General features: G+C 74.4%; 23 protein-coding genes. 16 read left to right on the forward strand and 7 right to left on the reverse strand.

Going from position 1 to position 26,815, the window contains the following annotated elements; translation table 11 throughout:
- Positions 1 to 79: 79 nt before the first annotated feature.
- The 3 genes from ACZ4UX_RS04375 to ACZ4UX_RS04385 all read right to left on the reverse strand — a co-directional run bounded on the left by ACZ4UX_RS04375 (position 80) and on the right by ACZ4UX_RS04385 (position 3,864).
- Entirely contained in the window at positions 80 to 1,294 is a 1,215-nt protein-coding gene (locus ACZ4UX_RS04375; protein ID WP_329487055.1) for an acetyl-CoA C-acetyltransferase, read from the reverse strand.
- A 121-nt stretch (positions 1,295 to 1,415) separates the two neighbouring features.
- Positions 1,416 to 2,558 (reverse strand): acyl-CoA dehydrogenase family protein, encoded by a 1,143-nt coding sequence (locus tag ACZ4UX_RS04380; protein WP_359810662.1) that lies wholly within the window; start codon positions 2,556 to 2,558, stop codon positions 1,416 to 1,418.
- 10 nt (positions 2,559 to 2,568) lie between these two features.
- Entirely contained in the window at positions 2,569 to 3,864 is a 1,296-nt protein-coding gene (locus ACZ4UX_RS04385; protein WP_465705489.1) for a CaiB/BaiF CoA transferase family protein, read from the reverse strand.
- Positions 3,865 to 4,084: 220 nt separating this feature from the next.
- On the opposite strand from ACZ4UX_RS04385, the gene ACZ4UX_RS04390 reads away from it, so the two are divergent.
- The 4 genes from ACZ4UX_RS04390 to ACZ4UX_RS04405 all read left to right on the forward strand — a co-directional run bounded on the left by ACZ4UX_RS04390 (position 4,085) and on the right by ACZ4UX_RS04405 (position 7,854).
- Positions 4,085 to 5,092: a hypothetical protein gene (locus ACZ4UX_RS04390; protein ID WP_465705491.1), complete on the forward strand. Its 1,008-nt coding sequence runs from the start codon at positions 4,085 to 4,087 to the stop codon at positions 5,090 to 5,092.
- On the forward strand, positions 5,089 to 6,372 hold the full coding sequence (locus ACZ4UX_RS04395) for a sensor histidine kinase (protein WP_465705493.1): 1,284 nt from the start codon (positions 5,089 to 5,091) through the stop codon (positions 6,370 to 6,372). Before ACZ4UX_RS04390 ends, ACZ4UX_RS04395 begins: the two co-directional genes overlap by 4 nt.
- A complete protein-coding gene (locus tag ACZ4UX_RS04400; RefSeq protein WP_352296544.1) occupies positions 6,369 to 7,046 on the forward strand; it encodes a response regulator transcription factor in 678 nt (225 codons plus the stop codon). Before ACZ4UX_RS04395 ends, ACZ4UX_RS04400 begins: the two co-directional genes overlap by 4 nt.
- Before the next feature lie 148 nt (positions 7,047 to 7,194).
- Positions 7,195 to 7,854 (forward strand): Pr6Pr family membrane protein, encoded by a 660-nt coding sequence (locus ACZ4UX_RS04405; protein ID WP_465705495.1) that lies wholly within the window; start codon positions 7,195 to 7,197, stop codon positions 7,852 to 7,854.
- A 111-nt stretch (positions 7,855 to 7,965) separates the two neighbouring features.
- Here ACZ4UX_RS04405 and ACZ4UX_RS04410 read toward each other — a convergent pair whose 3' ends face one another.
- Positions 7,966 to 9,573, reverse strand: a complete 1,608-nt coding sequence (locus ACZ4UX_RS04410) for an ABC-F family ATP-binding cassette domain-containing protein (protein ID WP_465705497.1) — start codon at positions 9,571 to 9,573, stop codon at positions 7,966 to 7,968.
- Between the two features lie 458 nt (positions 9,574 to 10,031).
- Between ACZ4UX_RS04410 and ACZ4UX_RS04415 the strand changes: the two genes are divergently transcribed.
- From ACZ4UX_RS04415 to ACZ4UX_RS04430, 4 genes are all read left to right on the forward strand, one after another.
- Positions 10,032 to 11,255 (forward strand): trypsin-like serine peptidase, encoded by a 1,224-nt coding sequence (locus ACZ4UX_RS04415; RefSeq protein WP_359810637.1) that lies wholly within the window; start codon positions 10,032 to 10,034, stop codon positions 11,253 to 11,255.
- Positions 11,256 to 11,354: 99 nt separating this feature from the next.
- Entirely contained in the window at positions 11,355 to 12,992 is a 1,638-nt protein-coding gene (locus ACZ4UX_RS04420) for an ABC-F family ATP-binding cassette domain-containing protein (protein ID WP_465705499.1), read from the forward strand.
- Positions 12,993 to 13,068: 76 nt separating this feature from the next.
- Positions 13,069 to 13,746, forward strand: a complete 678-nt coding sequence (locus ACZ4UX_RS04425) for a nitroreductase family protein (RefSeq protein WP_329487068.1) — start codon at positions 13,069 to 13,071, stop codon at positions 13,744 to 13,746.
- Positions 13,747 to 13,822: 76 nt separating this feature from the next.
- On the forward strand, positions 13,823 to 14,482 hold the full coding sequence (locus tag ACZ4UX_RS04430) for a GNAT family N-acetyltransferase (protein WP_465705502.1): 660 nt from the start codon (positions 13,823 to 13,825) through the stop codon (positions 14,480 to 14,482).
- Between the two features lie 67 nt (positions 14,483 to 14,549).
- Here ACZ4UX_RS04430 and ACZ4UX_RS04435 read toward each other — a convergent pair whose 3' ends face one another.
- Together ACZ4UX_RS04435 and ACZ4UX_RS04440 are read right to left on the reverse strand one after the other, a co-directional pair.
- Complete coding sequence (locus ACZ4UX_RS04435; protein ID WP_329487070.1) at positions 14,550 to 15,506, reverse strand: aldo/keto reductase; 957 nt, start codon at positions 15,504 to 15,506, stop codon at positions 14,550 to 14,552.
- 64 nt (positions 15,507 to 15,570) lie between these two features.
- On the reverse strand, positions 15,571 to 16,191 hold the full coding sequence (locus ACZ4UX_RS04440) for a GDSL-type esterase/lipase family protein (protein ID WP_465705504.1): 621 nt from the start codon (positions 16,189 to 16,191) through the stop codon (positions 15,571 to 15,573).
- A gap of 438 nt (positions 16,192 to 16,629) precedes the next feature.
- On the opposite strand from ACZ4UX_RS04440, the gene ACZ4UX_RS04445 reads away from it, so the two are divergent.
- Together ACZ4UX_RS04445 and ACZ4UX_RS04450 are read left to right on the forward strand one after the other, a co-directional pair.
- Positions 16,630 to 17,259, forward strand: coding sequence for a choice-of-anchor C family protein (locus tag ACZ4UX_RS04445; RefSeq protein ID WP_465705506.1), 630 nt, complete (start codon positions 16,630 to 16,632; stop codon positions 17,257 to 17,259).
- A gap of 248 nt (positions 17,260 to 17,507) precedes the next feature.
- Positions 17,508 to 19,037: a carbohydrate binding domain-containing protein gene (locus tag ACZ4UX_RS04450; RefSeq protein WP_465705508.1), complete on the forward strand. Its 1,530-nt coding sequence runs from the start codon at positions 17,508 to 17,510 to the stop codon at positions 19,035 to 19,037.
- Positions 19,038 to 19,097: 60 nt separating this feature from the next.
- Here ACZ4UX_RS04450 and ACZ4UX_RS04455 read toward each other — a convergent pair whose 3' ends face one another.
- On the reverse strand, positions 19,098 to 19,748 hold the full coding sequence (locus tag ACZ4UX_RS04455) for a LysE family translocator (RefSeq protein ID WP_465705510.1): 651 nt from the start codon (positions 19,746 to 19,748) through the stop codon (positions 19,098 to 19,100).
- A 497-nt stretch (positions 19,749 to 20,245) separates the two neighbouring features.
- Here ACZ4UX_RS04455 and ACZ4UX_RS04460 point away from each other — a divergent pair, with 497 nt between their 5' ends.
- The 6 genes from ACZ4UX_RS04460 to ACZ4UX_RS04485 all read left to right on the forward strand — a co-directional run bounded on the left by ACZ4UX_RS04460 (position 20,246) and on the right by ACZ4UX_RS04485 (position 26,688).
- Positions 20,246 to 21,652, forward strand: a complete 1,407-nt coding sequence (locus tag ACZ4UX_RS04460) for an SDR family NAD(P)-dependent oxidoreductase (RefSeq protein ID WP_465705512.1) — start codon at positions 20,246 to 20,248, stop codon at positions 21,650 to 21,652.
- Positions 21,653 to 21,869: 217 nt separating this feature from the next.
- Positions 21,870 to 22,778 carry a phosphatidylinositol-specific phospholipase C gene (locus ACZ4UX_RS04465; protein ID WP_465705514.1) on the forward strand — a complete coding sequence of 303 codons (909 nt, stop codon included), beginning with the start codon at positions 21,870 to 21,872 and terminating at the stop codon, positions 22,776 to 22,778.
- 219 nt (positions 22,779 to 22,997) lie between these two features.
- Positions 22,998 to 24,203 carry a cytochrome P450 gene (locus ACZ4UX_RS04470; protein WP_465705516.1) on the forward strand — a complete coding sequence of 402 codons (1,206 nt, stop codon included), beginning with the start codon at positions 22,998 to 23,000 and terminating at the stop codon, positions 24,201 to 24,203.
- Between the two features lie 71 nt (positions 24,204 to 24,274).
- Complete coding sequence (locus tag ACZ4UX_RS04475; protein ID WP_352296258.1) at positions 24,275 to 25,435, forward strand: type III polyketide synthase; 1,161 nt, start codon at positions 24,275 to 24,277, stop codon at positions 25,433 to 25,435.
- The gene (locus tag ACZ4UX_RS04480) at positions 25,432 to 26,016 is read left to right on the forward strand and encodes an NUDIX hydrolase (RefSeq protein ID WP_465705518.1); all 585 of its coding nucleotides are present in this window, start codon (positions 25,432 to 25,434) and stop codon (positions 26,014 to 26,016) included. Before ACZ4UX_RS04475 ends, ACZ4UX_RS04480 begins: the two co-directional genes overlap by 4 nt.
- Positions 26,017 to 26,205: 189 nt before the next feature.
- Positions 26,206 to 26,688 (forward strand): SHOCT domain-containing protein, encoded by a 483-nt coding sequence (locus tag ACZ4UX_RS04485; protein WP_465705960.1) that lies wholly within the window; start codon positions 26,206 to 26,208, stop codon positions 26,686 to 26,688.
- Positions 26,689 to 26,815: the final 127 nt, after the last annotated feature.

Genomic DNA, 26,815 nt, shown 5'->3' on the forward strand with positions numbered 1-26,815 from the left:
ATCTCCTGTGAGGGCCGGGACAAGGGGGGTGCCGCGCGCACCGCGCCCCGGGAAGGGGCGGCGGCGGGCCGCCGGAGGCTCAGACGCGCTCGACGACGGTGGCGATGCCCATCCCGCCGCCGACGCAGAGGGTGACCAGGCCGTAGCGCAGCTCGCGGCGCTCCAGCTCGTCGACCAGGGTGCCGAGGAGCATCGCGCCGGTGGCGCCGAGCGGGTGGCCGAGGGCGATCGCGCCGCCGTTGACGTTCACCTGGTCCGGGCGGAAGCCGAGCTCGCGGACGAAGCGCAGGGCGACGGCGGCGAAGGCCTCGTTGATCTCGACCAGGTCGATGTCGGCGGCGGTCAGCCCGGCCTTGGCGAGCGCCTTGCGGGTGGCGGGGGCCGGCCCGGTGAGCATGATCGTGGGCTCGGAGCCGGAGACGGCGGCCGAGACGATCCGGGCGCGCGGGCGCAGGCCGTACCGCTCGCCGATACCGCGGTTGCCGATCGCGACCAGGGCCGCGCCGTCCACGATGCCGGAGGAGTTGCCGGCGTGGTGCACGTGGTCGATGGCCTCGACCCAGTGGTACTTCTGCAGGGCGACCGCGTCGAAGCCGCCGGCCTCGCCGATGCCGGCGAAGGAGGGCTTGAGGCCGGCCAGGGTCTCCACGGTGGTGCCGGGGCGGATGAACTCGTCGCGGTCCAGCACCACCAGGCCGTTGCGGTCCCGGACCGGGACGACCGAGCGGTCGAACAGGCCGTCGGCCTGGGCCTTGGCGGCCCGGGCCTGCGACTCGGCGGCGAAGGCGTCCACGTCGGTGCGGGAGAGGCCCTCGATGGTGGCGATCAGGTCGGCGCCGATGCCCTGCGGGACGAAGTGGTTCTCGTAGTTGGTCATCGGGTCCATCGCCCAGGCACCGCCGTCGGAGCCCATCCGCACCCGGGACATCGACTCGACGCCGCCGGCCAGGATGAGGTCCTCCCAGCCCGAACGGACCTTGGCGGCGGCCAGGTTGACCGCCTCCAGGCCGGAGGCGCAGAAGCGGTTCTCCTGGACGCCGGCCACCGAGTCGGGCAGGCCGGCGGTGATGGCGGCGATCCGGGCAATGTCGGAGCCCTGGTCGCCGATCGGGCTGACCACGCCGAGCACGATGTCGTCGACGGCCGCCGGGTCCAGCTCGGGGAAGCGGCGGCGCAGTTCGTGGATCAGGCCGACGACCAGGTCGATCGGCTTGGTGCCGTGCAGTGAGCCGTTGGCCTTGCCCCGGCCGCGCGGGGTGCGGATCGCGTCGTAGACGTACGCTTCGGTGGTCACGGTGGAGTGCCTTTCGGGGGTCTGACCGGGCGGGGGGGTGGGAGGGTTCGGGAGGGGCCGGGGCGGGTGTTCCGCGGCCTGGCGGGCGCTTCGCCGGGCGGGCGGGGGGCGGGGAGCGGCGTCAGCCCAGCAGGGAGCGCCCGACGATCTCCTTCATGATCTCGGTGGTCCCGCCGTAGATGGTCTGGATCCGGCCGTCGGTGAACGCGCGGGCGACCGGGTACTCGGTCATGTACCCGTAGCCGCCGTGGAGTTGGAGGCAGCGGTCGGCGGTGCGCTTCTGCAGTTCGGTGGCCCACCACTTGGCCATCGAGGCGTCCGCCGGGGTGAGCGCGTAGCGGTTGTGCTCGGTGATGCAGCGGTCCACGAAGGCCCGGGTGACCGCGCACTCGGTGGCCATCTCGGCGATCTCGAACCGGACGTGCTGGAGCTTGGCGAGCGGCCGGCCGAAGGCCTCGCGCTGCTTCACGTAGTCGGTGGTGATCTCGACCAGGTACTCGGCGCCGGCGATCGCGGCGGCCGCGATGGTGAGCCGCTCCTGCGCGAGGTTCCGCATCAGGTAGAGGAAGCCCTGGTGCTCCTCGCCGAGCAGGTTCGCCTTGGGGACGCGGACGTCCTCGAAGAACAACTCGGCGGTGTCCTGGGCCTTCTGGCCGATCTTGTCGAGGTTGCGGCCGCGCTCGAAGCCGGGCGTCCCGCGCTCGACCACCAGCAGGCTCAGCCCGCGCGAACCGCCCTCGGGGGTGGTCCTGGCGACCACGACCACCAGGTCGGCCAGGATGCCGTTGGAGATGAAGGTCTTGGCGCCGTTGAGCAGGTAGTGGTCGCCCTGGTCCACGGCGTGGGTGCGGATGCCCTGGAGGTCGGAGCCGGTGCCGGGTTCGGTCATCGCGATCGCGGTGATCAGCTCGCCGCTGCAGAACCCGGGCAGCCAGCGGCGCTTCTGCTCGTCGGTGGCGAGTGAGGTGAGGTACGGGCCGATGATGTCGTTGTGCAGGCCGAGCGCCAGGCCGGAGGCGCCCGCGCGGGCGAACTCCTCGGCGAGCACGGCGGCGTAGCGGAAGTCGGCGGCGCCCCCGCCGCCGTACTCCTCGGGGACGGCGAGCCCGAGCAGCCCCTGCCGGCCGGCGGCCAGCCAGGCGGAGCGGTCCACGATGCCGGCCCGCTCCCAGCGGTCGTAGTGCGGCAGCACCTCCTTGGCGAGGAAGGACCGGACGGTCGCCCGGAAGTCCTCGTGCTCCTCGGTGTAGATGTCGCGTTCCACGGCAAGCTCCTTAACGGGCCTCGGAGCCCAGGGAATTCGGGGAATCCGGGGACTCGGGGGCGTCCGGGGAATCCGGGACGGCCCGGTCGGCAGGGACAGCGGGGACAGCGGGGACAGCCGGCTCAGCGGGCTCAGCGGGCTCAGCGGGCTCAGCCGGCTCAGCGGGCTCAGCAGGTGAGTCCGGCGGGGCCAGCAGGGCGGCCACGCCCCAGTCGCGGGCCACCTCGTCGGTGTCGGCGCCCGGCCGGGCCGGCGGACGGCGCAGCGTGCCGGGGGTGGCGGAGAACCGGGGCGCCGGCGCCGGCTGGGTGACGCCGTCCGCCTCGACGTACGTCCCCCGGGCCACCAGGTGCCCGTACGAAGCGGCCTGACGCAGCGTCAGGACCGGCTCCACGCAGGCGTCGGAGCCGGCGAAGACGGCCTCCCACTCGGCCCGGGTACGGGTGGCGAAGCGGGCCGAGATCCGCGCCCGCAGTTCGGGCCAGCGGGCCACCTCGTACTGGCCCGGGGCGTCCGGACCGAGCTCCAGCAGCCGGGCGAACTCGGCGTAGAACCGCGGCTCCAGCGCGCCGACGGCGAGGTCGCCGCCGTCCTTGGCCCGGTACACGGCGTAGCAGGGCGCACCGCCGTCGAGCAGGTTCACACCGCGCCGGTCCTGCCACTGCCCGGCCGCGAGCAGCCCCCAGAGCACGGTGGTGAGGTGGGCGGCGCCGTCCACGATGGCGGCGTCGACGACCTGGCCGGCGCCGGTCGCACCGGCGTGGTGGAGGGCCGCGAGCAGACCGACGACCAGGTAGAGCGAGCCGCCGGCGTAGTCGCCGAGCAGGTTGGCGGGGACGGCGGGCGGCTGCTCGGGCGATCCGATCAGGCCGAGCACCCCGGCCACCGCCGCGTACCCGATGTCGTGGCCGGCCCGGGCGGCCAGCGGTCCGTCCTGGCCCCAGCCGGTCATCCGGCCGTAGACCAGGGCGGGGTTGCGGGCGAGACAGGCCTCGGGGCCGACGCCGAGGCGTTCGGCGACTCCGGGGCGGTAGCCCTCGATCAGCAGGTGGGCGCGTTCGACCAGGTCGAGCACCTGCGCGGGCCCGCCGGGGGACTTGAGGTCGACCAGCACCGAGCGCTTGTTGCGGTTGGTGACGTCGTAGGCCGGGTCCTGGGAGAGCGGTGAGGGGTCGGGCCGGTCCACCCGGACCACGTCGGCCCCGAGGTCGGCCAGCAGCATGCCCGCGAAGGGCCCGGGGCCGATCCCCGCGAGCTCGACCACCCGGACCCCGGCCAGCGGGCCGGGACTGCTCGGGTCACGCACTGGCGACCGCCCCCTCGGGGTTTGACAGTAAAGCTGTAACACTCGCGATGATAGGGAAGCGACCCGCCGGTAACAAGACCCTTCACCCCCTCGCCACGGCCCGCCGGATCCGGCCCGGGCCTCGGGGACGAGGGCGTGGGCCGGCGGATCCCCCTGGCGGGGGAGGGGGATCGTGTGCTGGGGGGACGTGCCGGCGAGGCGTCCGCGCGAACGTGGGGGCATGACCACGACGACCTCCGTCGGCGGGGTGCGAGGTGCGGCGGCCGTGGTGGCCGTCGCCGCGACCCTGCCGTACCTGACCCTCAAACTGCTCTGGCTGACCGGCCACCCCGTGGGGGCCGGCGGCTCGAACCGGCTGGACGACCTGCGGCTGGTGAACCTGCTGTCCTTCGGCATGGACGCGATCGCGGTGCTGCTGGCCCTCGCCTTCGTCCGGCCGTGGGGGCGGCGCGCGCCGGCCGGGCTGCTGGCGTTCCCGATGTGGGTGGCGACGGGGCTGCTCGGCACCATCCTTGTGGCGCTGCCGCTGTTCCTGCTCGGCACGCTGGTGCTCGGACCCGAGGCGGACGGCGCGGGCGGCGCGGGCGGCGCGGGCGGCGGGCAGGCCGGCTGGGTCTTCCCGCTGGTGTACGGCGGGTTCGCCGTCCAGGGCGTCGCGCTGATCACCGGCTTCCTGCTGTACGCCCGGCGGCGCTGGACCGGCCTGCTGCGCAGCCGGATCGGGGGGCTGCCCGACTCCCCCACCCTCACGCTCCAGCGTGCCTTCACCTGCGTGGCCGCGCTGCTCGGCCTCGGGGTGGCCGCGGCCCGGTGGTACTGGGCCGCGGGCGGGCGGACCGGGCTGCCGACCGAGTGGGCCGACGAGCAGAGCCGGGGCGTGGCGGTCATGAACTGCGTGACCGCGGTGATGGCGGTGGCCGCCCCGGCGGCGCTGCTGCTCCTGGCCTTCCGGGCCCGGCCGCACTGGCGTCTGCGGGTGCCGCTGGCCGTGGCCTGGACGGCGGGCGGCTCGCTGTTCGCCTGGGGTTCCTGGCAGTTGGTGGCGTACGGCACGTTCACCACGGTGACCGACCTGCGCCGGGCGATGCCCGGCCTGCTCACCCTGGTGGAGTCCGTCCAGGTGGTCACCGGGCTGCTGGTGCTGGCGGTGGGCGCCGTCGCGCTGGTCGAGCGGGCGGCCGCAAGGCCCCCGGGGACCGCCGGCGCTGACGTAGAGTCGGCCGGGTGATCACGGGGGTGGGCGCGGGCGGCACCGCGCGGCGGATCGGCGGTGCGCTGCTGGGCCGGCGGGCCCGGCTGCGCTGGGTGCACCTGGTGCTCGGCGGCGCCCTGCTGATGCCGTACTGGATGCTCTCGACCGTCCTGCTCGGGGCGCTCGACCCGGCGCACGGCTCCGTGGTCCAGGTCCTCCTCTACTTCGCCGCGCTCGCCCTCTCGCTGCCGATGGCCGCCGTCACCGCCCTGGTGCCGACGGTCCGGTCGCTGGAGGGGGCGGCGGCACGGGCGCTCTGCGCGCCGGAGCGGGCCGAGGAGGTCTCCGCCGGGCCGGCCAGGTCCTGGGCCGCCAGGCGCCGGAGCGCCGCCTGGTACGTGCTGCACGTGCTGTTCGGCGGGATCGTCAGCGGGATGACGCTGGCCGGGACGCCGTTCGCGGTGGTGCTGGTGATCACTCCGCTCGGCGGGCCGGCGGTGGACGACGTGGTGCGCTTCTGGCAGGACCGCGGGTTCCCGGCCTGGCTGCCCGGACCGGTGCTCGGCCTCGCGCTCCTGCTGCTGATCCTCGCCACCAGCGCCGGCTGCGGCGCCCTGCTGGCCCGGTGGGCGCCGGTGCTGCTCGGCCCGACCCCGGAGGAGCGGCTGGCCGCCGCCGAACGGCGGGCCGCCGTCCTCGCCCAGCGCAACCGGCTCGCCCGCGAGCTGCACGACTCGGTCGGCCACGCGCTCGGCGCGGTCGGCATCCAGGCCTCGGCGGCGGCCCGGGTGCTGCGGACCGACCCGGACTTCGCCGCCGAGGCACTGGGGGCGATCGCCGAGACCGCGCGGGCGGCCGTCGCCGAGCTGGACGCGGTGCTCGGGCTGCTCCGCGAGGAGGACCGGGCGGACGCGGAGTCCGCCGGACCGACCCTGGCGGGGCTGGACGACCTGCTGCGCCAGCTCGCCCGCACCGGCGTCGAGGTCGACGCCGAGCTGGGCCCCGGGCTGCACCGGCTGCCGGCCGCCGTCTCCCGCGAGGCCTACCGGATCGTCCAGGAGGGTCTGACCAATGTGCTGCGGCACGCCGGGCCGGCGCCCGCCGGGCTCCGGGTCGGCCTGGCGGCGGACCGGCTGGAGATCGAACTGACCAATCCGCTGGGCGAGGCCCGGCCCAGCCGCCCCGGCGGCGGCCGGGGGCTGCGCGGGATCGGCGAGCGGACGGCGGTGCTGCGCGGCGGCTGCGCCGCCGGACCGACGGGCGACGGGACGACCTGGCGGCTGACCGCCTGGCTACCGCTGGAGGGAGCACGATGAACGACCCGACCGGAACCGTCCGGGTGGTGATCGCGGACGACGAACGGCTGGTGCGGACCGGCCTGCGGGTGGTGATCGACGCGGAGCCGGACCTCACCGTGGTCGGCGAGGCGGCGGACGGCGCCGCGGTCGTCCCGCTGGTGCGCGAGCTGCGTCCGGACGTGGTGCTGATGGACGTCCGGATGCCCGGCATCGACGGCATCCGGGCCACCGAGCAGCTGGTCGGCGGGATGGCCGAACCGCCCAGGATCCTGGTGGTCACCACCTTCGAGCACGACGACCACGTGTACGACGCGCTACGGGCCGGCGCCGCCGGGTTCCTGCTGAAGCGGGCCAGCGCGGAGGAGATGGTGCAGGCGGTGCGGCTGGTCGCGCGCGGGGACTCGCTGCTCTACCCGGCCGCCGTGCGCGAACTCGCGCTGCGCCAGCGGCCGGCGGGGCGGTCGGCGGCCGCGTCGGGGCACGGGCCGATCGGGCGGCTCACCGAGCGGGAGGGGCAGGTCCTGCGGCTGATGGCCGCCGGGCTCAGCAACGGCGAGATCGCCGGGCGGCTGGTGCTCAGCCCGGAGACGGTCAAGACGCACGTCGGCAGCGTGCTGGCCAAGCTCGGCGCCCGCGACCGCACCCAGGCGGTGATCGCCGCGTACGAGTCGGGCTTCGTCCTGCCGGGGTGACGGCGGGACGAGGGAGCGGCCGGGGCCGGGGGGCCTGCCACCTGCGGTGACGTTTCTTCCGTCCCGGCCCTACCAGCGAGTAGAGTGCGTCGATCCCCCCTCTTCCACCCGATACCTCCCGTATCGCCTGAAACGAACTGGTGACCGCATGTCAGTCCGGACCGGCCCCGCGCTCTGGTGGCGCATGGGCATCGTGCTCTCGGCGGGCCTCGGCCTGACCCTCCAGACCGCCCCGCTGGTCTACTTCACCATCCAGAGCAACGTGATCGTGCTCGGCTACTTCATCGGCGCGGTCTACTGGATGGTCAAGCGCGGCACGGTGGACGCGCCCGCCCCCCGGCTGCGTGGGGCTGCCACGCTCTACATCCTGATCACCGGGCTGGTCTCGCACGTCCTGCTGGAGCACGGCGCCAACCCGCTGCCGGGGCTCTTCGACGGACCGGACAAGCTGCAGCACTGGTCGTCCTTCTTCCTGCACTACGTGACGCCGGTGATGGTGATCATCGACTGGCTGACGCTGAAGCCGCGCAACGCCTCCGCCTGGCGCGACATCCCGCTCTGGCTGGCCTTCCCGCTCGGCTACGCGGCGATCGTGCTCGCCCGCAACGGGCTGTTCTCCAACTACCCGCTGCCGTACCCGTACTTCTTCTTCGACCCGACGACCAAGGGCTACGGCTACGTCTGGGGCCAGATCGCGCTGCTGACCGTCGAGTTCGTCGTCCTCGCGGCCACGGTGGTCGGCCTGGACCGGCTCGGCACCCTGGTCGCCCGCAAGCTGCGGCCCGCGACCGAGCCCACCGGGGCCTGAACCGGCCCACCAAAGCCTGAACCGGGGCCTGAAGCGGCGCCGGCGCCGACCGCCCGGGCCGACCCCGCCATCGGGGCCCGACCCGGTGGGCCGGGCCCCGGCGCCGACCGGCTACCGCGGGCCCACCGGCCGCAGTTCGCCGTCCAGCTCCAGCCAGCGGGTGATCCCGAGGCCGCGCAGGAACGGCAGGTCGTGGCTGGCGACGATCAGCGCCCCCTGGTAGGACGCGAGCGCCTGGGTCAGCTGGCGGACACTGGCCAGGTCGAGGTTGTTGGTCGGCTCGTCGAGCAGCAGCAGCTGCGGCGGCGGATCGGCCAGCAACAACGCGGCCAGCGTGGCCCGGAACCGCTCCCCGCCGGAGAGGGTGGCGGCGAGCTGGTCGGCCCGGCCGCCGCGGAACAGGAAGCGGGCCAGCCTGGCCCGGATCGCGTTGTCCCCCGCGGCCGGGGCGAACTGCTTGACGTTCCCCACGACGCTCAGCCCGTCGTCCAGCACGTCCAGCCGCTGCGGCAGGTGGCGCAGCGGCACCGGGGTGGTGATCTCCCCCTCCAGCGGGGCGAGTTCGCCCGCGACGGCGCGCAGCAGGGTGGACTTGCCGGCGCCGTTGCGGCCGATCAGGGCGATCCGCTCTGGTCCGCGCAGGTCGAGGTCGGCGGTGGTGCCGTACGGCAGCCGGACCTTCTGCAGGGTGAGCACCGTGCGCCCGGCCGGCACGGCGGTGCGGGGCAGGTCGATCCGGATCTCGGCGTCGTCGCGGACCGCCTCCTCGGCGGCGGTGAGCCGCTGTCTGGCCTCCTCCAGTCGCTCGGTGTGCATGCCCTGGAGCCGCCCGGCGGTCTCCTGGCCCTGGCGCTTCAGCTTGCCCGCGAAGATGTGCGGGTCGTTGCGGGTGACCGAGCGCTTCCTGCCGTAACTGGCGCTGCGGTCCAGCTTGGAGCGGGCGTCGACCAAGTCCCGCTTCTGGCGCTGGACATCGGCCTCGGCGTTGCGCAGCAGCCGCTCCGCCGTCTCCTGCTGCGCGGCGACCGTCCGCTCGTAGTCGGCGAAGTTGCCGCCGTACCAGGTGACCTGGCCGTCCCGGAGGTCGGCGATCTGGTCCACGTGCTGGAGCAGCTCGCGGTCGTGGCTGACGATCACCATCACCCCGCTCCAGCCGGCCACCGTCTCGTAGAGCCGGTCGCGGGCGGACCGGTCGAGGTTGTTGGTCGGCTCGTCGAGCAGCAGGACGTCCGGCCGGCGCACCAGCAGGGCCGCCAGCCGCAGCAGCACGGCCTCGCCGCCGGAGAGTTCGCCGGTGGTGCGGTCGAGGCCGAGCCGGTCCAGACCGAGCCGGTCGAGGGTGGCGCGGGCGCGCTCCTCGACGTCCCAGTCGTCGCCGACGGCGTCGAAGTGGCGCTGGTCGGTGTCGCCGGACTCGATGGCGTGCAGCGCCTCCCGGGTGGCCCGGATGCCGAGCGCCTCGTCGACCCTCAGCCCGGTGTCGAGGGTGAGGCCCTGCGGCAGGTAGCCGAGCTCGCCGCCGACCCTGACGGCGCCGGCGGTGGGGGTGAGTTCGCCCGCGACGAGGCGCAGCAGGGTGGACTTCCCCGCGCCGTTGAGGCCGATCAGGCCCGTCCGGCCGGGGCCGACGGCGAGGTGGAAGCCCTCGAGCACGGTCGTGCCGTCGGGCCACTCGAAGCCGAGGTCGGTGCAGAGGACAGCGGTACTGGGTGATGCCATGGGGAGGCCTCCCGGGTGGTTGCAGACGGTCTGGGGAGCAACACGGGAGACACCGCAGGCGGCGCGTGGAGGGGCCCGGAGCGTGGCGGGGCCGGGCGGGCAGCGAGGACCGTCGAAGATCGGACGGAGGGATGCCGGGCCGGCTCACCACTGAGGTCGCGCACTCGCACACGCACACACCGCGGGCAGCAGGGCTGCGGGGCGGCGGGGGGCGGTGTCTCGGGACCTCAGTAGAGCAACGGCCTTCTCCTGTTCTGGCGGGTGGCACGAACCACGGTACGGAGGCTCCCGGGGCCCGGCAAGCGATTAATTCCGTGCGGATCACGTGCCGATCCCGTGACAGCTCCGCCCCGGTCCGACCCGCGGGCGGGGGCGCCGCCGCCCGCATGGCAGACTCCTCACCTGCCATGCCTGCGGCTCGGGCGGCATGGCACGCATCCACAGGGGGAACTGAACTCATGTCACCGATATCCCGGACCACGCGTGCTGCGCTGGGCGCCTCCGTCGTCACGCTGACGATGGTGGTCGCGACCGCGTGCGGTCCGGACAACAGCGACGCCACCGGGGCCCAGACCGCGGCGCCGACCGCCGCCGCGACCACCGGGGCCGGCACCGGCACACCGGGCGCCGCCCCGGTCAAGCTGCCCACCCTCGACGAGCTGAAGAAGTGGAAGTTCGAGGACTGGGACAAGTGGGCCCAGCAGAACGTGATCACCCCGGCCGTGCAGGGCTTCTGGGACCTCCAGAAGATCCTCAAGGCCAAGCCGTACAAGCCCGGCCCGGCCAAGGAGCCCAGCGGCCAGCCGACCGCGGCGCAGCCCACGGCCCAGCCCACCGGCGCGACGCCGAGCCAGCCGGGCTCCCAGCCGCCGGCGGACAACGGCAACGACCCGCTGCCGAAGGTCGTCCAGGAGAAGCCCGTCCCGCACCCGTACGCGAAGAACTTCCACGTGAACGGCAAGCTGTTCTTCCAGGACGGCGCGCAGGAGTACGTCTGCTCCGGCACCGTGATCTCCGACCCGGCCAACCCCGGCAAGAGCAACCTGGTGTGGACCGCCAGCCACTGCCTGCACGGCGGCAAGGGCGGCAAGTCGCACACCAACATCACCTTCGCCCCGGCCTTCAACAGCACCGGCGTGCTGAGCGGCGGGAAGCAGGCGCCGCTGGCGCAGGCCGAGCCGTACGGCGAGTGGGGCGCGGTGGCCGGCATCGTCTCCCCGACCTGGGCGGACGAGGCCGACCCGGAGTACGGCGGCCCGTGGAGCCAGTACGACTTCGGCATCATCCGGGTGGCCAACCCGGACGGCAGCAAGAAGTCGCTGGAGGAGGTCGTCGGCGGCTCCGTGCCGGTCTGGTTCAACGCCCCGCGCGACCAGGTCTCCGCCGTGAGCAGCTACGGCTTCCCGGCCGGCAAGCCCTTCGACGGCATGGAGCTGGAGCACTGCGACAGCGGCAAGCCGGTCCGCCACACGATCGACCCGAGCCGCCCGGCGATGCTGACCATCGGCTGCAACGGCACCGGCGGCGACAGCGGCGGCGGCTGGTTCGCGACCAAGGACGGCAAGCAGGTGCTGGTCTCGGACACCTCCATCGGGGGCAACGACAACACCTGGGAGGCCGGCCCCTACCTGGACGACGTCGCCCAGCACGCGCTGGAGTACATCTCCAAGAAGACGAAGTGACCTGAGTCACCTCTGGCAGCACGTCCGACCCCGGGGTCCGCGGCCTTTCCCGCCGCGGGCCCCGGCGCGCTCCCCCGCTCTCCTAGAATCGGAGACATCATGAGCGCCACACTCGTAGTCAAGGACCTCGTCGCCGGCCACGGCGACCGCACCCTCTTCTCCGGCCTGGACCTGGTCGTCGCCCCCGGTGACGTGATCGGGCTGGTCGGCGTGAACGGCGCCGGCAAGTCGACGCTGCTGCGGCTGCTGGCCGGGCTGGACACCCCCGAGGGCGGCTCGCTGCGGCTCAGCCCGGCGGGCGCGAACATCGGCCACCTGCCGCAGGAGCCGGAGCGGCGCGAGGGCGAGTCGGTCCGGGACTTCCTGGCCCGCCGCACCGGCGTGGCGGCCGCCCAGGCGGCCCTGGACCTGGCCACCGAGGGCCTGGTCGAGAGCCGCCCCGGCGCCGACGACGACTACGCGGCCAGCCTGGACCGCTGGCTGGACCTCGGCGGCGCCGATCTGGAGGAGCGGGCCGAGGAGGTCGCCGGCTCGCTCGGGCTGACGGTCTCGCTGGACCTGCCGATGACCGCGCTCTCCGGCGGCCAGGCGGCCCGGGCCGGCCTCGCCTCGCTGCTGCTCTCCCGCTACGACGTCTTCCTGCTCGACGAGCCCACCAACGACCTCGACCTGGACGGCCTGGAGCGCCTGGAGTCCTTCGTCAAGGGCCTGCGCGCGGGCACCGTGGTGATCAGCCACGACCGCGAGTTCCTGGCCCGGACGGTCACCCGGGTGCTGGAGCTGGACCTCGCCCAGCAGCAGGTCAACCTGTACGGCGGCGGCTACGAGGCGTACCTGGAGGAGCGCGCGGTGGCCCGCCGGCACGCCCGCGAGGAGTACGACGAGTACGCCGACACCAAGGCCGGCCTGGAGGCCCGGGCGCGGATGCAGCGCGGCTGGATGGAGCACGGGGTGCGCAACGCGCGCCGCAAGGCCGGCGACAACGACAAGATGGGCCGCGCGATGCGGACCGAGTCGACCGAGAAGCAGGCCTCCAAGGCCCGGCAGACCCAGCGGATGATCGAGCGGCTCGACGTGGTCGACGAGCCCCGCAAGGAGTGGGAGTTGCGGATGGAGATCGCCACCGCGCCGCGTTCCGGCGCCGTGGTCGCCACCCTGCGGGGGGCCACCGTCCGGCGCGGCGACTTCACCCTGGGACCGGTGGACCTGCAGATCGACTGGGCCGACCGGGTCGCGATCACCGGCGCCAACGGCGCGGGCAAGTCCACCCTGCTGGCCGCGCTGCTCGGCCGGCTCGAACTCGACGGCGGCGACGCCGCGCTGGGCTCGGGCGTGGTCGTCGGCGAGGTGGACCAGGCCCGCGGCCTGTTCCTGGGCGGGGAGCCGCTCTCGGACGCGTTCGCCGCCGCCGTACCGGAGTTGAGCCCGGAGGAGGTGCGCACCCTGCTGGCCAAGTTCGGCCTGAAGGCGGCGCACGTGCTGCGGCCGGCCGACACCCTCTCCCCCGGCGAGCGCACCCGGGCGGCCCTGGCGCTGCTCCAGGCCCGCGGCGTGAACCTGCTGGTGCTGGACGAGCCCACCAACCACCTGGACCTGGTCGCCATCGAGCAGTTGGAGTCCGCGCTGGCCTCGTACACCGGCACGCTGCTGCTGGTTACCCACGACCGGCGGATGCTGGACACGGTGCAGGTCAACCGGCGGATCGAGGTCCGCGGCGGGCGCGTCCACGAGAGTTGAGTGGTCTGGTCCATTCGTACGATCGGGCGGTCCGGGACTCTTCCCGGACCGCCCGTCATGTGCTGTGCTGTCGGCCATGGTTGACAGTGCAGTGGCAGGGACGCCCGCCTACCCGACCGTCCCGCTGATCCCGATGACGGTGCCCGCCCACGAGGCAGAGGCACGCAGCAGGTCCTTCCACGACGTGATGGCCCGGCGCCGGACCGTCCGCGACTACGCGACCCGGCCGATCCCGGACGGCGTCGTCGAATGGGCGATCCGCACCGCGAACACCGCGCCCAGCGGCGCGCACGTCCAGCCCTGGCGGTTCGTGGTGATCACCGATCCGGAGCGCAAGCGGCGGCTGCGCGAGGCCGCCGAGGCCGAGGAGCGCGAGTTCTACGCGCACCGGGCCTCCGAGGAGTGGCTGGCCGCACTGGCCCCGATCGGCACCGACTGGCGGAAGCCGTTCCTGGAGGACGCGCCCGCCGTGATCGTCGTCTTCGAGGTGCACAAGGGCCCGCGGTCGCCGCGCCCCTACTACACCAAGGAGTCCGTCGGCATCGCCGTCGGACTGCTGCTCGCCACCCTGCACCAGGCGGGCCTGGCCACGCTCACCCACACCCCGAGCCCGATGAAGTTCCTCAACGAGGTGTGCGAACGGCCGGCCGAGGAGCGGGCCGCCTACGTCATCCCGGTGGGCTATCCGGCGGAGGGGGCGCGCGTCCCCGACCTGCGGCGCAAGGAGCTCGACGACGTGCTGACACGCCTCTGACGCGCCCGGGGGCGGCGCCGGCTCCCCCGCGGTTCGGCGGTGGCCGGCGCTCCGGGGCCCGCCCATAATCGCTGTCATGACCCACGTCACGCCACCACCCTGCGAGGACGTACCCGGCCCTGCCACCGCCCCCGCCCCCGCCGCCGGATCCGGCACCGGCCGGCGCCGACCGGCCCCGGGCGAGATCTCCACCGGCCGGCCGCCGGAACTGCTGCGGCTGGCCGGCGGGATCTCCCTGCACCGCCGCTCGGCCGCGTACGCGCGCGCGCTGAACGCCGCCGTCCGGACCGATCTGGAGCATCTGCGGCCCTGGCTGGAGTGGGCCGCCGCGGCCCCCACGCTGGCACAGACCACCGAGTTGACCGCGGCCGGCGCGGCCGCCTGGGACGCGGGCACCGACTTCATCTACCTGGTCGGCCTGGACGCCGAACCCGGCAGCGTCATCGGCTCGTTCGGCCTGCACGGCCGGATCGGGCCGGGGGCGCTGGAGATCGGCTACTGGGTGGGCTCGAAGCACGGCGGCCGGGGCATCGCCACCGCCGCCGCCGGGGCGCTGAGCGCCGCCGCGCTCGCGCTGCCCGGCGTCCGGCGGGTGGAGATCCACTGCGACCAGGCCAACACCGCCAGTGCGGCCGTGCCGCGCAAGCTCGGCTTCCGGCTGGCCCGGATCGCCGACGCGGCGGTCCGGGCGCCCGGTGAGACGGGCCGGCAGCTGGTCTGGGTCAAGGAGCGCTGAGTGCGGGGCCGGGCAGCCCGGCCCCGCACCCTGTGCCGCCGGCCCGGAAGCCCGGCCCGTCACCCGGTCAGTAGCGCCCGCCGGTCGGCGCCGGCAGCGCGTCCAGCTCGGCGAGGTCGGCCGCCGAGAGCACCAGGTCGGCCGCCCCGGCGTTGTCCACCAGGTAGCGCGGCGTCTTGGTGCCCGGGATCGGGAGGACGTACCGGCCCTGCGCCAGCACCCAGGCCAGCGCGACCTGCGCGGGCGTCGCGCCGACCCGGTCGGCGACCTCCTTCACCTTCGCCACCAGGGCCAGGTTGGCCGCCAGCGCGTCCTGCTGGAAGCGCGGCAGCGAGCGGCGGAAGTCGTCCGCCGGCAGCTCGTCCAGGGAGGAGATGCTGCCGGTCAGGAAGCCCCGGCCGAGCGGCGAGAACGGCAGGAAGGCGATGCCCTCGGCCTCGGTGTACGGCAGCACCTCGGCCAGCGCGTCCCTGGTCCACAGCGACAGCTCGGACTGCACGGACGCCACCGGGTGCACCGCCTGGGCCCGCTTGATCTCCTCGACGGTGACCTCGGAGAGCCCGATCCGGAGCGCCTTGCCGGCCGCGACGGCCTCGGCGAGCGCGCCCCAGGTCTCCTCGATCGGCACCTCCGGGTCGACCCGGTGCAGCTGGTAGAGGTCGACGTGGTCGGTGCCCAGACGGCGCAGGCTCTCGTCGATCGCGCGCCGCACGTGCTCGGGCCGACCGTCGTTGTCCACCCGCCGGTCGCCGGTGCCCGGCACCAGGCCGACCTTGGTGGCCAGCACCGCGCGCTCCCGGTACGGGCCGGCCAGGGCGGCGCCGACCACCTCCTCGTTGCTGTAGGGGCCGTAGATGTCGGCGGTGTCGATCAGCGTGACGCCGAGGTCCAGCGCCTCGCGGATCACCCGGGCCGAGGTGTCGTCGTCACGGTTGCGCAGGTCGTAGGCCCAGGTCATGCCCATGCAGCCGAGACCGACCACTCCGACCTCGGGACCCTGCTGACCAAGCGTGGTGGTACGCATCTTCCGGTGCTCCTTCGTGTCGTGGATCAACGGCACCAGCCTCTCCCTTGGAGTGCGCTCAAGGTCAAGCCCGCGCGCCCCGCACGAAGTCCCGCCAGCCGCCGGACAGCACGAGATCGGCGAGGACGCGGTAGCCGCCGGCGCCCGGGTGCGCGCCGTCGCCCGCCGCCGCCTCGGCCGCCCAGACCCGGTCCGCGGCGAGCGCGGCCGTCACGTCGACGAACGGCACGCCGCGCTCGGAGCAGAGCCCGGCGATCCGCCCTGCGAGGTCCAGCAGCGGCTCCAGGTGGTCCCGGCCCCAGCACATCACCGGCGGCGGCCCGACCACGAGCACGCCGAGGCCGCGCTCGCGGGCGCCGTCCAGGATCGCGGTCAGGTTGGCCAGGCAGCGGACCGGCGCCACCCGGGGTCCGCCGTCCTGCGGTGTGGCGTCGTTGCTGCCGACCGAGACCACCAGCCGGTTGTCCGCGCCCGGCAGGGTCCGGGCGTCGAGCTCCGGCCAGATCCGGCGCAGCACGTCCGAGGAGGTGTTGCGCCGGACGCCCAGGTTGAAGGCGGTGAGGTCGGCGGGCGCCGCCCGGCCGGTCTCCTGGAGCACCCGGCCGACCCAGCCGCGGTACTCCGGGTCACCGACGCCCTGGGTGAAGGAGTCCCCGATGAAGCAGATGCGCAAGTCCTTGATCATCCGGTCACGGTAGGGCGCGGCCGACCACGCCGGGCACCTTTCCACAGGGTGGACGCCGCCACCCCCGGCCCCGTCCTGTCGGCGCGGTCGGCACCCGTCCTGGCGCGCGGCCGGGTCCGGCCGCGCGGCCGACGGGGAGCGTACGAAGCGCGGCCGGGGCGCGCGGATGGATCGTGTGCAACGGCCGGACCGGACCGGGGCGCCTCCCCCGGGCCGCCGCCGCGAGGCGCCCCGCCCGCCCGGCCCCGGGGGCGGACGGCCCGGGGCCGGTCCGCGGCGGCCGACCGCCCGCCAAACCGGCGCGCGAGAGCTCACGGGTGCCGCCCCGCACCACGAGGCGCCCGCGCCCCGGCCTGGCCCCGCGCGGCCGGCGGCTCCGACGATGAGCGCTGCCGGACCCGTTCCGGGCTACGGCGCCCGTCCGTCCGGGAGGTCCCCATGTCGTTCCCGCGCACCCGTACCGCCGCCGTCACCCTCGCGCTGCTCGTCGGCGGCGTCTCCGCCTCGGCGGTTCCCGCCCGGGCCGCCGGCACCAGCGACCGCGCGGGGGCCCAGAGCCGGGCCCTTAGCCGCTTCGACGACGGCAGCTTCGAGACCCCGAAGGTGGCGGCGAACTCCTTCCTCGGCCTCTCGGCCGGACAGTCCGTCGGCCCGTGGCGCGTCACCGGCGGCAGCGTGGACCTGATCGGCGCCGGCTTCTGGCAGGCCGCCGAGGGCGACCAGTCCGTCGACCTGAACGGCTCCTCCCAGGGCACCGTGGCGCAGACCTTCGCCACCACGCCGGGCGCCACCTACTCGGTGACGTACGCGCTGGCGGGGAACCCCGAGGGCGGACCGGCCGTCAAGACCGGCCGGGCCCTCGTCGACGGCCAGGACTTCCAGGACTTCTCCTTCGACACCACCGGCAAGTCGCGGGCCGCCATGGGGTACGTGGGCCGCCAGTTCACCTTCGTGGCCACCAGCGCCTCCACCACACTGGCCTTCGCCAGCACCACCGGCAGCGGCGCCTACGGCCCGGTGGTCGACGACGTCCAGGTCCGGGAATGCCGGGCCTGCCCCACCTGCTGACCGCGCGGCCCGCCCGGGCGTCCACGGCCGCACCCCGGGAGCGGGCGCTGCCTTAAACCGTTCCTAAAACCTTCCCGGCAACCGCCTCTGATGTGCCGAAGGTGCTTGACGTGCACAGCTGGTCTAGTCCAGTTTGAAGCTGCACCGCGCACCTCCCCGCACCGGACCACGCCCCCACCGCACCCGCCGCCGCCCGCGCTCCCCCTCGCGTGGCGGGCGGCGGGCGCACCGTCCCGAGAGGCACCCCCATGCCACGCGCGCCCCACGACACCCACGCGCCCGACGCCCCCGCCCGGCACCGCCGCCCCGCCGTCCGGGTCAAGCTGCTCGGCCTCGCCGCCGCCACCGTGCTGGCCGGCGGCGGGCTCGCCTCGCTCGCCGGGAGCGCCGGCGCGGCCGACGGCAACCTGCTCGGCAACGCCGGGTTCGAGAGCGGCTCGGCGAGCCCCTGGAGCTGTTCGGCCACCACCGGCAGCGTCGTCGGCACCGGCGCGCACAGCGGCTCGTACGCGCTGAAGGGCGGCGTGAGCAGCAGCGACACCGCGCAGTGCGGCCAGAGCGTCGCCGTTCGGCCCAACACCACGTACACGCTGAGCGCCTGGGTCCAGGGCCAGTACGTCTACCTCGGCGCGACCGGCAGCGGGGTCACCGACCCGGCGGTCTGGACCCCCGGCGGCGCCGCCTGGCAGCAGCTCTCCACCACCTTCACCACCGGCCCGGCCACCAGCAGCGTGACGGTCTACCTGCACGGCTGGTACGGGCAGGGCGGCTACCTCGCCGACGACGTCACGCTCACCGGTCCGGGCGGCAACCCGACCACCCCGCCGCCGACTTCGGCCACGCCGACGCCGACCCCCACGCCCACCGGCACCGGAACCCCCACCACCCCGCCGCCGCCCACCGCCGTCCCGGTGGCCCCGTACATCGACATGGGCGCCTGGCCGACCCCGTCGATGCCCGCGATGGCCCAGGCCGGCAACCTGAAGTCCTTCACCATGGGCTTCGTGACCGGCGTCGGCTGCAAGGCCAGCTGGTTCAACGCCTACGACCCGCGCACCGGCTGGGCCAAGGACCAGGTGGACGCGCTGCGCTCGGCCGGCGGCGACGTGAAGGTCTCCTTCGGCGGGGCCAGCGGCACCGAACTCGCCGCCGCCTGCACCTCGGTGGACTCGCTGTTCGCCGAGTACGACGCCGTGGTCAAGGCCTACGACCTGCGCTACGTCGACTTCGACATCGAGGGCGCCGCGATCGCCGACACCGTCGCCAACGACCGCCGCTCCGCCGCGCTCGCCAAGCTGCAGAAGGCCAACCCCGGCCTGAAGGTGTCGTTCACCCTGCCGGTCCTGCCCGAGGGGCTCACCGCCGAGGGCGTCGCCATCGTCCGCTCGGCCCGGGACGCGGGCGTGGCCGTCGACCTGGTGAACGCGATGGCGATGGACTACTACCGCACCGGCGCCGACTACGGCGACGCGGCCGTCCAGGCGGCCCAGGGCCTCTACGGCCAGCTCAAGTCGCTCTACCCGGCGAAGAGCGACGCCCAGCTCTGGGCCGCGGTCGGCATCACCCCGATGCTCGGGGAGAACGACGACCACCAGGTCTACAACCAGGCGGACGCCCGGCAGCTGGTCGCCTTCGCCCAGCAGCACCACCTCGGCGAGCTGGCCTTCTGGGACGCCACCCGGGACGCCAACGCCTGCACCGGCGCGCTCTACAAGTGCACCAACATCGCCCAGCAGCCGTACGAGTTCGCGAAGATCTTCGCCCAGTACGCGGGCTGAGCGGGGCGGTCCCCGTCGGCGGTCACCGGCCCCGCGGGGCCGGTGACCGCCGACGGCGGCTCAGGGCGCCGCCAACGCCGCGTTCGAGCGGTCCGCCACGAGCCGCACCGCGAAGCCGGCCAGCGCCGTGCCCATCAGGTACCGGTGGACCCGCTGCCAGGTCGGGCGGCGCGCGAAGAAGGCCGACACCGAGCCCGCCATCAGCACGAAGACCGCGTTGCCGGCCACGCCGACCGCGATCTGCGTCAGGCCCAGCAGCAGGCTCTGCACCGCGACGTGGCCGCGGTCCGGATCGACGAACTGCGGCAGCAGCGAGACGTACAGGATCGCGATCTTCGGGTTCAGCAGGCAGGTCAGCAGGCCCATGCCGAACAGCCGGGCGGGCCGGTCGGCCGCCAGCTCCTTCGGCGCGAACGCCGAAGTGCCGCCCGGCCGGACGGCCTTCCAGGCCAGCCAGAGCAGGTAGCCCGCGCCCGCCAGCTTGAGCGCCAGATAGACCTCCGGCACCAGCGCGAACACCGCCGCGATCCCGGCCGTCGCCGCGACCAGGTAGACCAGGAAGCCGACGAAGACGCCCGCCAGCGAGGTCAGCCCGGCCCGCCGGCCCTGGGCGACCGAGCGGGACACCAGGTAGATCATGTTCGGACCGGGGGACAGGACCATCCCCAGTTCCACCATCGCGATGCCGGCTATCGCGCCGAGACTCACCATCGTGCCGCTCTCCCCGTTCACTTCGTGGCCGTGGTGCGGACACCGCGGGCCGGCGGCCGGCCCGCCGCGAGGCCGCGACGCGCAACGCCTCGATCCCGCCGCGCACCGCGCCGCGGGCTCGCAGCACATCCGCCGCGATCAAGGTCTCATCCTACGAATAATGCGATCTCACTTGTCGGGCGCAGCCGCTACAGTCCTCACCACCGCCCGGGGGCGGCACCGCGCCGGGCACGCCGGTGCGCGTCCGGCCTCCCCGGCGGGCCCTGGTCCTGGTCCTGGTCCGGTCCTGTCCGGTCCTCGTCCTGGTCCGGTGGCACGACGGCAGCCGCACCGCCTGCTCGCCTCCGGCCGCGACCACCGGGGCGCCGCAGCGCGGACATCCCAGCACGGGGCATCCCAGCACAGGACACCGCAGTACAGGACAGCGCAGCACAGGGCACCGCAGTACAGCGCACCGCAGCACACGGCATCGCAGCACAGCGCACGAGGGGGAGGACATGACGGTCCGGAGCGACGAGCGGACAGCGGCCGACGAGATAGGCCCGGAGGAGCTGGCGGCCTTCGGCCGCACCCTCGGACGCCTGCGCGCCCTCCCCGCCGACCACTCGGTCCGCCGGCACGCCGAGCGCCAACTGGAGTCCTTCGTCCGGGAGAGCCGCAAGCGCCGTCGCCAGGACGCCCGGGACGAGGACCGCCTGGCCGATGCCGGCCTGCTCGCCGCCACCGCCACCGGCGCGCCGGACCGCCGCGAGGACGCGCCGCTGACCGCCGCCGCCCCGGCCGCCCCGCTCGGCGAGCTCCGGCTCGGCCGCCGCTGCTACGTCTGCAAGCAGCACTACCGCCGGGTGGACGCCTTCTACCACATGCTCTGCCCCGACTGCGCCGTCGACAACACCGCCCGTCGCGGCCTCGGCACCGACCTGCGCGGGCGCCGGGCACTGCTCACCGGCGGCCGGGTGAAGATCGGCTTCCAGCTCGCCCTGATGATGCTGCGCGACGGCGCCGAACTGATCGTCACCAGCCGCTTCCCGCACGACACCGTACGGCGCTTCCACGCCGCCGCCGGCAGCGCCGAGTGGCGCGACCGCCTCACCGTGGTCGGCATCGACCTGCGCGACCCGCGCCAGGTGCTCGGCCTCACCGAGCAACTCCGCGCCGACGGCCGCCCGCTGGACATTCTGGTCAACAACGCCGCGCAGACCCTGCGCCGCCCGCCCGGGTCCTACGCCCTGCTGGCCGCCGGTGAGCGGGCCGCGCTGCCCGCCGCGCCCACCGCGGTCGTCCACGCCCCGGGGTTCCGGCCGATGCCCGCCCTCGCCCCGGCCTGGCCCGCCGCCGAACTCGACACCGCTGCCGAGCAGTCGGCCCTCGCCCTGCCCTCGGAGTGGGCCGACGAGGCGGGCCTGCTGCCCGACCCCGCGCCGGTCAACTCCTGGTCGGCCCGGCTCGGCGCGCTGGACCCGGCGGAGCTCCTGGAGACCCAGCTGGTCAACGCGCTCGCGCCCGCGCTGCTCTGCGACCGCCTGCTGCCGCTGCTGCTGGCCGCGCCGCACGCCCGCCGCTACATCGTCAACGTCACCGCGGTGGAGGGCCGGTTCGCCGTCCGCAACAAGACCGCCGGCCACCCGCACACCAACATGGCCAAGGCCGCCCTCAACATGCTCACCCGCACCAGCGCCGAGGAACTCGCCGCTCAGGGCGTCCACATGTGCGCGGTCGACACCGGCTGGATCACCGACGAGAACCCGGCCCCCAAGAAGGCCCGGCTGGCCGCCGACGGGTTCCGCACCCCGCTCGACATCGTCGACGGCGCCGCGCGCGTCTACGACCCGATCGTCCGCGGCGAGGCCGGGGCGCCGGTGTCGGGCGTCTTCCTCAAGGACTACCGCGAGGCGGCCTGGTGACTCCCGGGGCCGGTCGGCCACCGGCCGGACCTCACCCGTGCGCGGCGCGGACCGGCCGGACCTCGCCCGCCCGCGCGACAACTCGCCCGCCGCTGACGGGCGGAGCTGCGACCGCGCGCCGTCGCGGGGCTGGGCAGGGCGGGCCGATCTCTCCACAATGGACATGCCATTGTCGTGATCCGGCCACCACACCCGACGGGGGTACCAGACCGTGCCCGTGACCTCGCACGCGCCGATCAGCCGGCGCACCTTCACCCGAACCGCCCTGCTGGGCGCCCTCACCGCCGCCGGCCTCGGGGCGGCCACGCCCCGGGCCGGCGCGCTCGCCGTCCCGGCGGGAGCCGACTGGCTGGGCGCCGTCGACGGCGGAGCCCCGCTCTCCCGGCTCACCCTCCCCGGCACGCACGACAGCTGCGCGCTGTACGGCGGCCCGCTGACCCAGACCCAGACGCTCGCCCTGCCGGACCAGTTCGCGGCCGGGGTGCGCTTCCTGGACATCCGCTGCCGCGCGATCGACGGCGTGCTCGCGATCCACCACGGCCCGGTCTTCCAGCAGATCTTCTTCGGCGACGTCCTCAACCACTGCCTGGCCTTCCTCGCCGCCCACCCGGGCGAGACCCTGGTCATGCGGGTCAAACAGGAGTACTCCACGGTCTCCGACAGCGAGTTCGGCGCACTCTTCGCCGGCTACCAGGCGCGCTGGCCGGGCCTGTTCTGGAGCGAGGACCGGATCCCCGGGCTCGGCGAGGTGCGCGGGCGGGTGGTGCTGCTGGCCGACAACTCCGGCCTGCCCGGACTCCGTTGGGGCGGGCCCCGGACGGACATCGAGGACGACTACGACATCGGCACCATCTTCGAGCTCAACTCCCGCAAGTGGCCCGAGGTCTCCGCCCACCTGGACGCCGCCCGCGCCGCCGCCGACCCGGGCCGCCTGTTCCTCACCTTCACCTCCAGCTCCGGCTGGGGCCTCTGGCCGCGCCAGGCCGCGGACGCGATCACGCCGAAGCTCCGCTCCTACCTGGGCGCCCTCGACCGCCCCGCCCGCCCGGTGCTCGGCACCGTTCCGCTGGACTTCGTGACCCCGGACCTCGCGCGCTCGCTCTACGCGCTCAACTTCGGCGGCTGACCGGGCGGGGCGCGTCCGACCGCCCGGGCGCGCCCCGTCCCCCAGGCATCCCCCCGTCCTCAACTCCCGCATATCGCATGACAATCATCCATCTCGCTCGATCGAGCGAACTATCCTCCTTATCCACATTTTTGCCTTTCCATGGGGGAACATCAGCACGTCCGCGCCCGAACGATCCCCCGGTCGGGCGGCACCAACTCCGGCCATTGGGATAAGCCCGTGACTACCTCCGCCCCCGTGTGGGACTGCCCCTTCAACCACACCGAAGGCCTGGAGTTCGACCCCCTCCTCAAGCGACTGCTCACCGAGGACCCGGTCGCCAGGATCCGGCTGCCGCACGGCGAGGGCGAGGCCTGGCTGGCCACCCGCTACGAGGACGTCCGCGTCGTCACCACCGACCGCCGGTTCAGCCGCGCCGCCGGCATCGGCCGCGACCTCCCCCGGATGACGCCCGCCCCGATCGCCCAGGTCGAGGCGATCAACCTGATGGACCCGCCGGCCCACAACCGGCTGCGCCGGCTGGTCGCCAAGGGGTTCACCAACCGGCAGGTCGAGCAGTTGCGGCCGAAGACCCAGCGCACGGTCGACGGCTTCCTGGACGAGATGGCGGAGCACGGCTCCCCCGCCGACTTCGTCCACCACCTCGCCTCCCGGCTCCCCATGGTCACCATCTGCGAGCTGCTCGACATCCCCGAGGAGGACCGCGCCGAGCTGCGCGGCCACGCCGTCGCGATGATGTCGATGGGCCCCGGCAGCGGCGACGGCCAGGTCCGGGCCAAGGCCGCGCTGCGCGCCTACTTCTCCGAGCTGACCGCCGCCCGCCGCCGCTCCCCCGGCGAGGACCTGATCAGCGCGCTGGCCACCGCCCGGGACGAGGAGGAGCTGCTGGACGACCAGGAGCTCGCCGTGATGGCCATGGTCCTGCTGGTCACCGGCCACGACACCAGCACCTACCAGCTGAGCAACATCACCTACACCCTGCTCACCCACCCCGAGCAGCTCGGCAAGCTCCGCGCCCAGCCGGAGCTGCTGCCGCGCGCCATCGAGGAGCTGCTCCGCTTCATCCCGTTCCGCCAGGGCGTCGGCATCGCCCGGGTCGCCACCGAGGACGTCGAACTCGGCGGCGTGCTGATCAGGGCCGGCGAGGCCGTCCACGTCTCCTACCTCGCCGCCAACCGCGACCCGGAGATGTTCGAGCGGCCCGACGAGCTGGACCTCGACCGCGGCTCGGCCAACCACATGGCCTTCGGCTACGGGACGCACCACTGCGCGGGCGCCCACCTCGCCCGGATGGAGCTCCAGGTGGCCATCGGCACCCTGCTGCGCCGCTTCCCCGACCTGCGGCTCGCCGTGCCGGCCGCCGAGCTGGACTGGCGGACGGGCTCGATCTGGCGCTATCCGCGGACCCTGCCGGTCGCCTGGTGACCAGCTCCCCGCCGCGCCGGCCCGGCGCCCCTCCGACGCACCCGTAGGCCCTCCAGGGGAGATCCGTACCCATGGCAACACTCTGCCGACCCGCCATCGCCGTCCCCGAACACGTCATCACCCTGGAGCAGACCCTCGACCTGGCCCGCGGCCTGCACGCCGACCATCCACAGCTCGGCCTCGCCCTGCGTCTGATCGAGAACACCGGCGTCCGGACCAGGCACCTGGTCCAGCCCATCGACGAGACCCTGCGCCACCCGGGCTTCACCGGCCGCAACGCGGTCTACGAGCGGGAGGCCAAGCGCAGGGTCCCCGAGGTGGTCGAACGCGCCCTGGCCAACGCCGAGCTGTCCGCCCGCGAGATCGACCTGATCATCTACGTGTCCTGCACCGGCTTCATGATGCCGTCGCTGACCGCCTGGCTGATCAACACCATGGGCTTCCGCTCCGACACCCGCCAGGTGCCGATCGCCCAGCTCGGCTGCGCGGCCGGCGGCGCCGCCGTCAACCGGGCGCACGACTTCTGCCGCGCCTACCCCGGCGCCAACGTGCTCATCGTGGCCTGCGAGTTCTGCTCGCTCTGCTACCAGCCGACCGACCTCGGCGTCGGGTCGCTGCTCTCCAACGGCCTGTTCGGGGACGCCGTCGCCGCCGCCGTGATGCGCGGCCGCGGCGGCACCGGCGTGCACATCGAGCGCAACGGCTCGCACCTCGTCCCGCACACCGAGGACTGGATCTCCTACGGCGTCAGGGACACCGGCTTCCACTTCCAGCTCGACAAACGCGTCCCCGGCACCATGGAGATGCTCGCCCCCGCCCTGCGCACGCTGGCCACCGAACACAGCTGGGACATCTCGGGCCTGGGCTTCTACATCGTGCACGCCGGCGGCCCGCGGATCCTCGACGACCTCTGCCACTACCTCGACCTGGAGCCCGCGGCCTTCCGCTTCAGCCGCGCCACCCTCACCGAGCGCGGGAACATCGCCAGCGCGGTCGTCTTCGACGCCCTCGCCCGGCTCTTCGAGGAGGGCGGGGTCGCGGACGGCACCCACGGCCTGATCGCCGGCTTCGGACCGGGCATCACCGCCGAGATCTCGCTCGGCAGTTGGGCCGGCGTCCCGATCGAGGCGACCATCCCGCGCCGCCCCCGGGCGATCGACGTGGCCGACCTCGCACTCGTCCAGGCGACCACCCCCCTGCTGCGTCCGGCCGGGACTACGATCACCGAATGACCGACACCACGGACCGATCCGACGTCTCTGCCAGAGCGGCCGAACTGGCCGCGCGCTTCCCCGCGTTGCACGCACCGCAGTACTGGCCCTGGGGCCGGTACGACGCGCAGTTCTCCCTCGCGCTGCCACCGGACGAACTCATCACCAACATCCACCTGGTGGGCTTCTCCGCCGGGCTGGTGGTGCTCTGCCGGGACGACCGCGACCACTGGTTCCTTCCGGGCGGGACGCGGGAGAGCGGCGAGTCGATCGAGTCCTGCCTGGTCCGCGAGCTGCGTGAGGAGGCCGGCGCGCGCCTGCTCGGCGCGCCGTCCTGGCTGGGGGCCCACCGCTGCGTGACGGACAGCGCGGAGCCGTACCGGCCGTGGCAGCCGCACCCCGAGAAGGCCTGGCTCTGGGGCTGGGCGGAGGTGTCGGTGGACTCCACCCCGACCAACCCGGACGACGGCGAGCAGGTGGTCGAGGTCCGTGCGGTGGAGCCGGCCGAGGCGCAGCGGCTGCTGGTCGGCAGCCACGAGCCGTGGTGGGGCGAGCTGGTCGGCCTGGCCGTGGAGCTGCGCGGGCGGACGTCCGCCGGCTAGCGAAGCGGGGCGGCGGCCGGGGCGAGCCGGGGCCGGGGCGTGGGCCGGGGGCACGGGCGCGACCGGGGCCCGGGCCGGGCCCACACCCGGCGGCGGCGAAGATCACTGGGATGGCCGATCACAGCGGCGCCATGCCCTTCATGCGGTGATATGACTCGTTTGACCTGGGTCGTCACCGACGGGAGCGTCATGGACAACTACCCGCTGCTCAACATCTTCTGGACGATGTTCGAGCTGTTCCTCTGGATCCTCTGGTTCTTCCTGCTGTTCAAGATCATCACGGACATCTTCCGCAGCCAGGACCTCAGCGGTTGGGGCCGGGCCGGCTGGCTGATCCTGGTGATCCTGCTGCCCCTGATCGGCGTCCTCGTCTACGTGATCGCCCGTGGCACGTCGATGAGCAAGCGGGACGTGGCCGAGGCCCGGCAGCACGAGGCCGCGTTCAAGGCGTACATCCGGGAGGCGGCCGCCGAGGCGCCCGGGAGCGGTCCGCCGGGCGCGGGTGCCCCGGGCTCCACGGGCGCCCCGGGTGCCACGGGCTCCACCGCGAGCGCCGCCGCGGGCGGCGGGCACAGCCACGTCGACGACCTCGCCAAGCTCGCCGACCTCAAGGCCGGCGGTGCGATCACCGAGGTCGAGTACCAGCGGGCCAAGGAGAAGCTCCTGGCCTGAGCGGCGACCGGCCCGAGCCGGGACCGACCGGGGGGGGGGGGGGGGGGGGGGGGGGGGGGGGGGGGGGGGGGGGGGGGGGGGGGGGTGGGGGAGGGAGGGGGGGGGGGGGGGGGAATGCGAAAAAGGG

It is taken from the genome of Kitasatospora sp. NPDC028961, from assembly GCF_055564815.1.

Excerpts from the sequence above, each read along its gene's own strand:
- ACZ4UX_RS04435 (WP_329487070.1), bottom strand. The coding sequence starts at position 15,506 with ATGCGTACCACCACGCTTGGTCAGCAGGGTCCCGAGGTCGGAGTGGTC.
- ACZ4UX_RS04475 (WP_352296258.1), top strand. The coding sequence starts at position 24,275 with ATGGCAACACTCTGCCGACCCGCCATCGCCGTCCCCGAACACGTCATC.
- ACZ4UX_RS04400 (WP_352296544.1), top strand. The coding sequence starts at position 6,369 with ATGAACGACCCGACCGGAACCGTCCGGGTGGTGATCGCGGACGACGAA.
- ACZ4UX_RS04420 (WP_465705499.1), top strand. The coding sequence starts at position 11,355 with ATGAGCGCCACACTCGTAGTCAAGGACCTCGTCGCCGGCCACGGCGAC.
- ACZ4UX_RS04445 (WP_465705506.1), top strand. The coding sequence starts at position 16,630 with ATGTCGTTCCCGCGCACCCGTACCGCCGCCGTCACCCTCGCGCTGCTC.
- ACZ4UX_RS04425 (WP_329487068.1), top strand. The coding sequence starts at position 13,069 with ATGGTTGACAGTGCAGTGGCAGGGACGCCCGCCTACCCGACCGTCCCG.
- ACZ4UX_RS04485 (WP_465705960.1), top strand. The coding sequence starts at position 26,206 with ATGGACAACTACCCGCTGCTCAACATCTTCTGGACGATGTTCGAGCTG.
- ACZ4UX_RS04480 (WP_465705518.1), top strand. The coding sequence starts at position 25,432 with ATGACCGACACCACGGACCGATCCGACGTCTCTGCCAGAGCGGCCGAA.
- ACZ4UX_RS04460 (WP_465705512.1), top strand. The coding sequence starts at position 20,246 with ATGACGGTCCGGAGCGACGAGCGGACAGCGGCCGACGAGATAGGCCCG.
- ACZ4UX_RS04430 (WP_465705502.1), top strand. The coding sequence starts at position 13,823 with ATGACCCACGTCACGCCACCACCCTGCGAGGACGTACCCGGCCCTGCC.
- ACZ4UX_RS04405 (WP_465705495.1), top strand. The coding sequence starts at position 7,195 with ATGTCAGTCCGGACCGGCCCCGCGCTCTGGTGGCGCATGGGCATCGTG.
- ACZ4UX_RS04390 (WP_465705491.1), top strand. The coding sequence starts at position 4,085 with ATGACCACGACGACCTCCGTCGGCGGGGTGCGAGGTGCGGCGGCCGTG.
- ACZ4UX_RS04415 (WP_359810637.1), top strand. The coding sequence starts at position 10,032 with ATGTCACCGATATCCCGGACCACGCGTGCTGCGCTGGGCGCCTCCGTC.
- ACZ4UX_RS04455 (WP_465705510.1), bottom strand. The coding sequence starts at position 19,748 with ATGGTGAGTCTCGGCGCGATAGCCGGCATCGCGATGGTGGAACTGGGG.
- ACZ4UX_RS04410 (WP_465705497.1), bottom strand. The coding sequence starts at position 9,573 with ATGGCATCACCCAGTACCGCTGTCCTCTGCACCGACCTCGGCTTCGAG.
- ACZ4UX_RS04450 (WP_465705508.1), top strand. The coding sequence starts at position 17,508 with ATGCCACGCGCGCCCCACGACACCCACGCGCCCGACGCCCCCGCCCGG.
- ACZ4UX_RS04440 (WP_465705504.1), bottom strand. The coding sequence starts at position 16,191 with ATGATCAAGGACTTGCGCATCTGCTTCATCGGGGACTCCTTCACCCAG.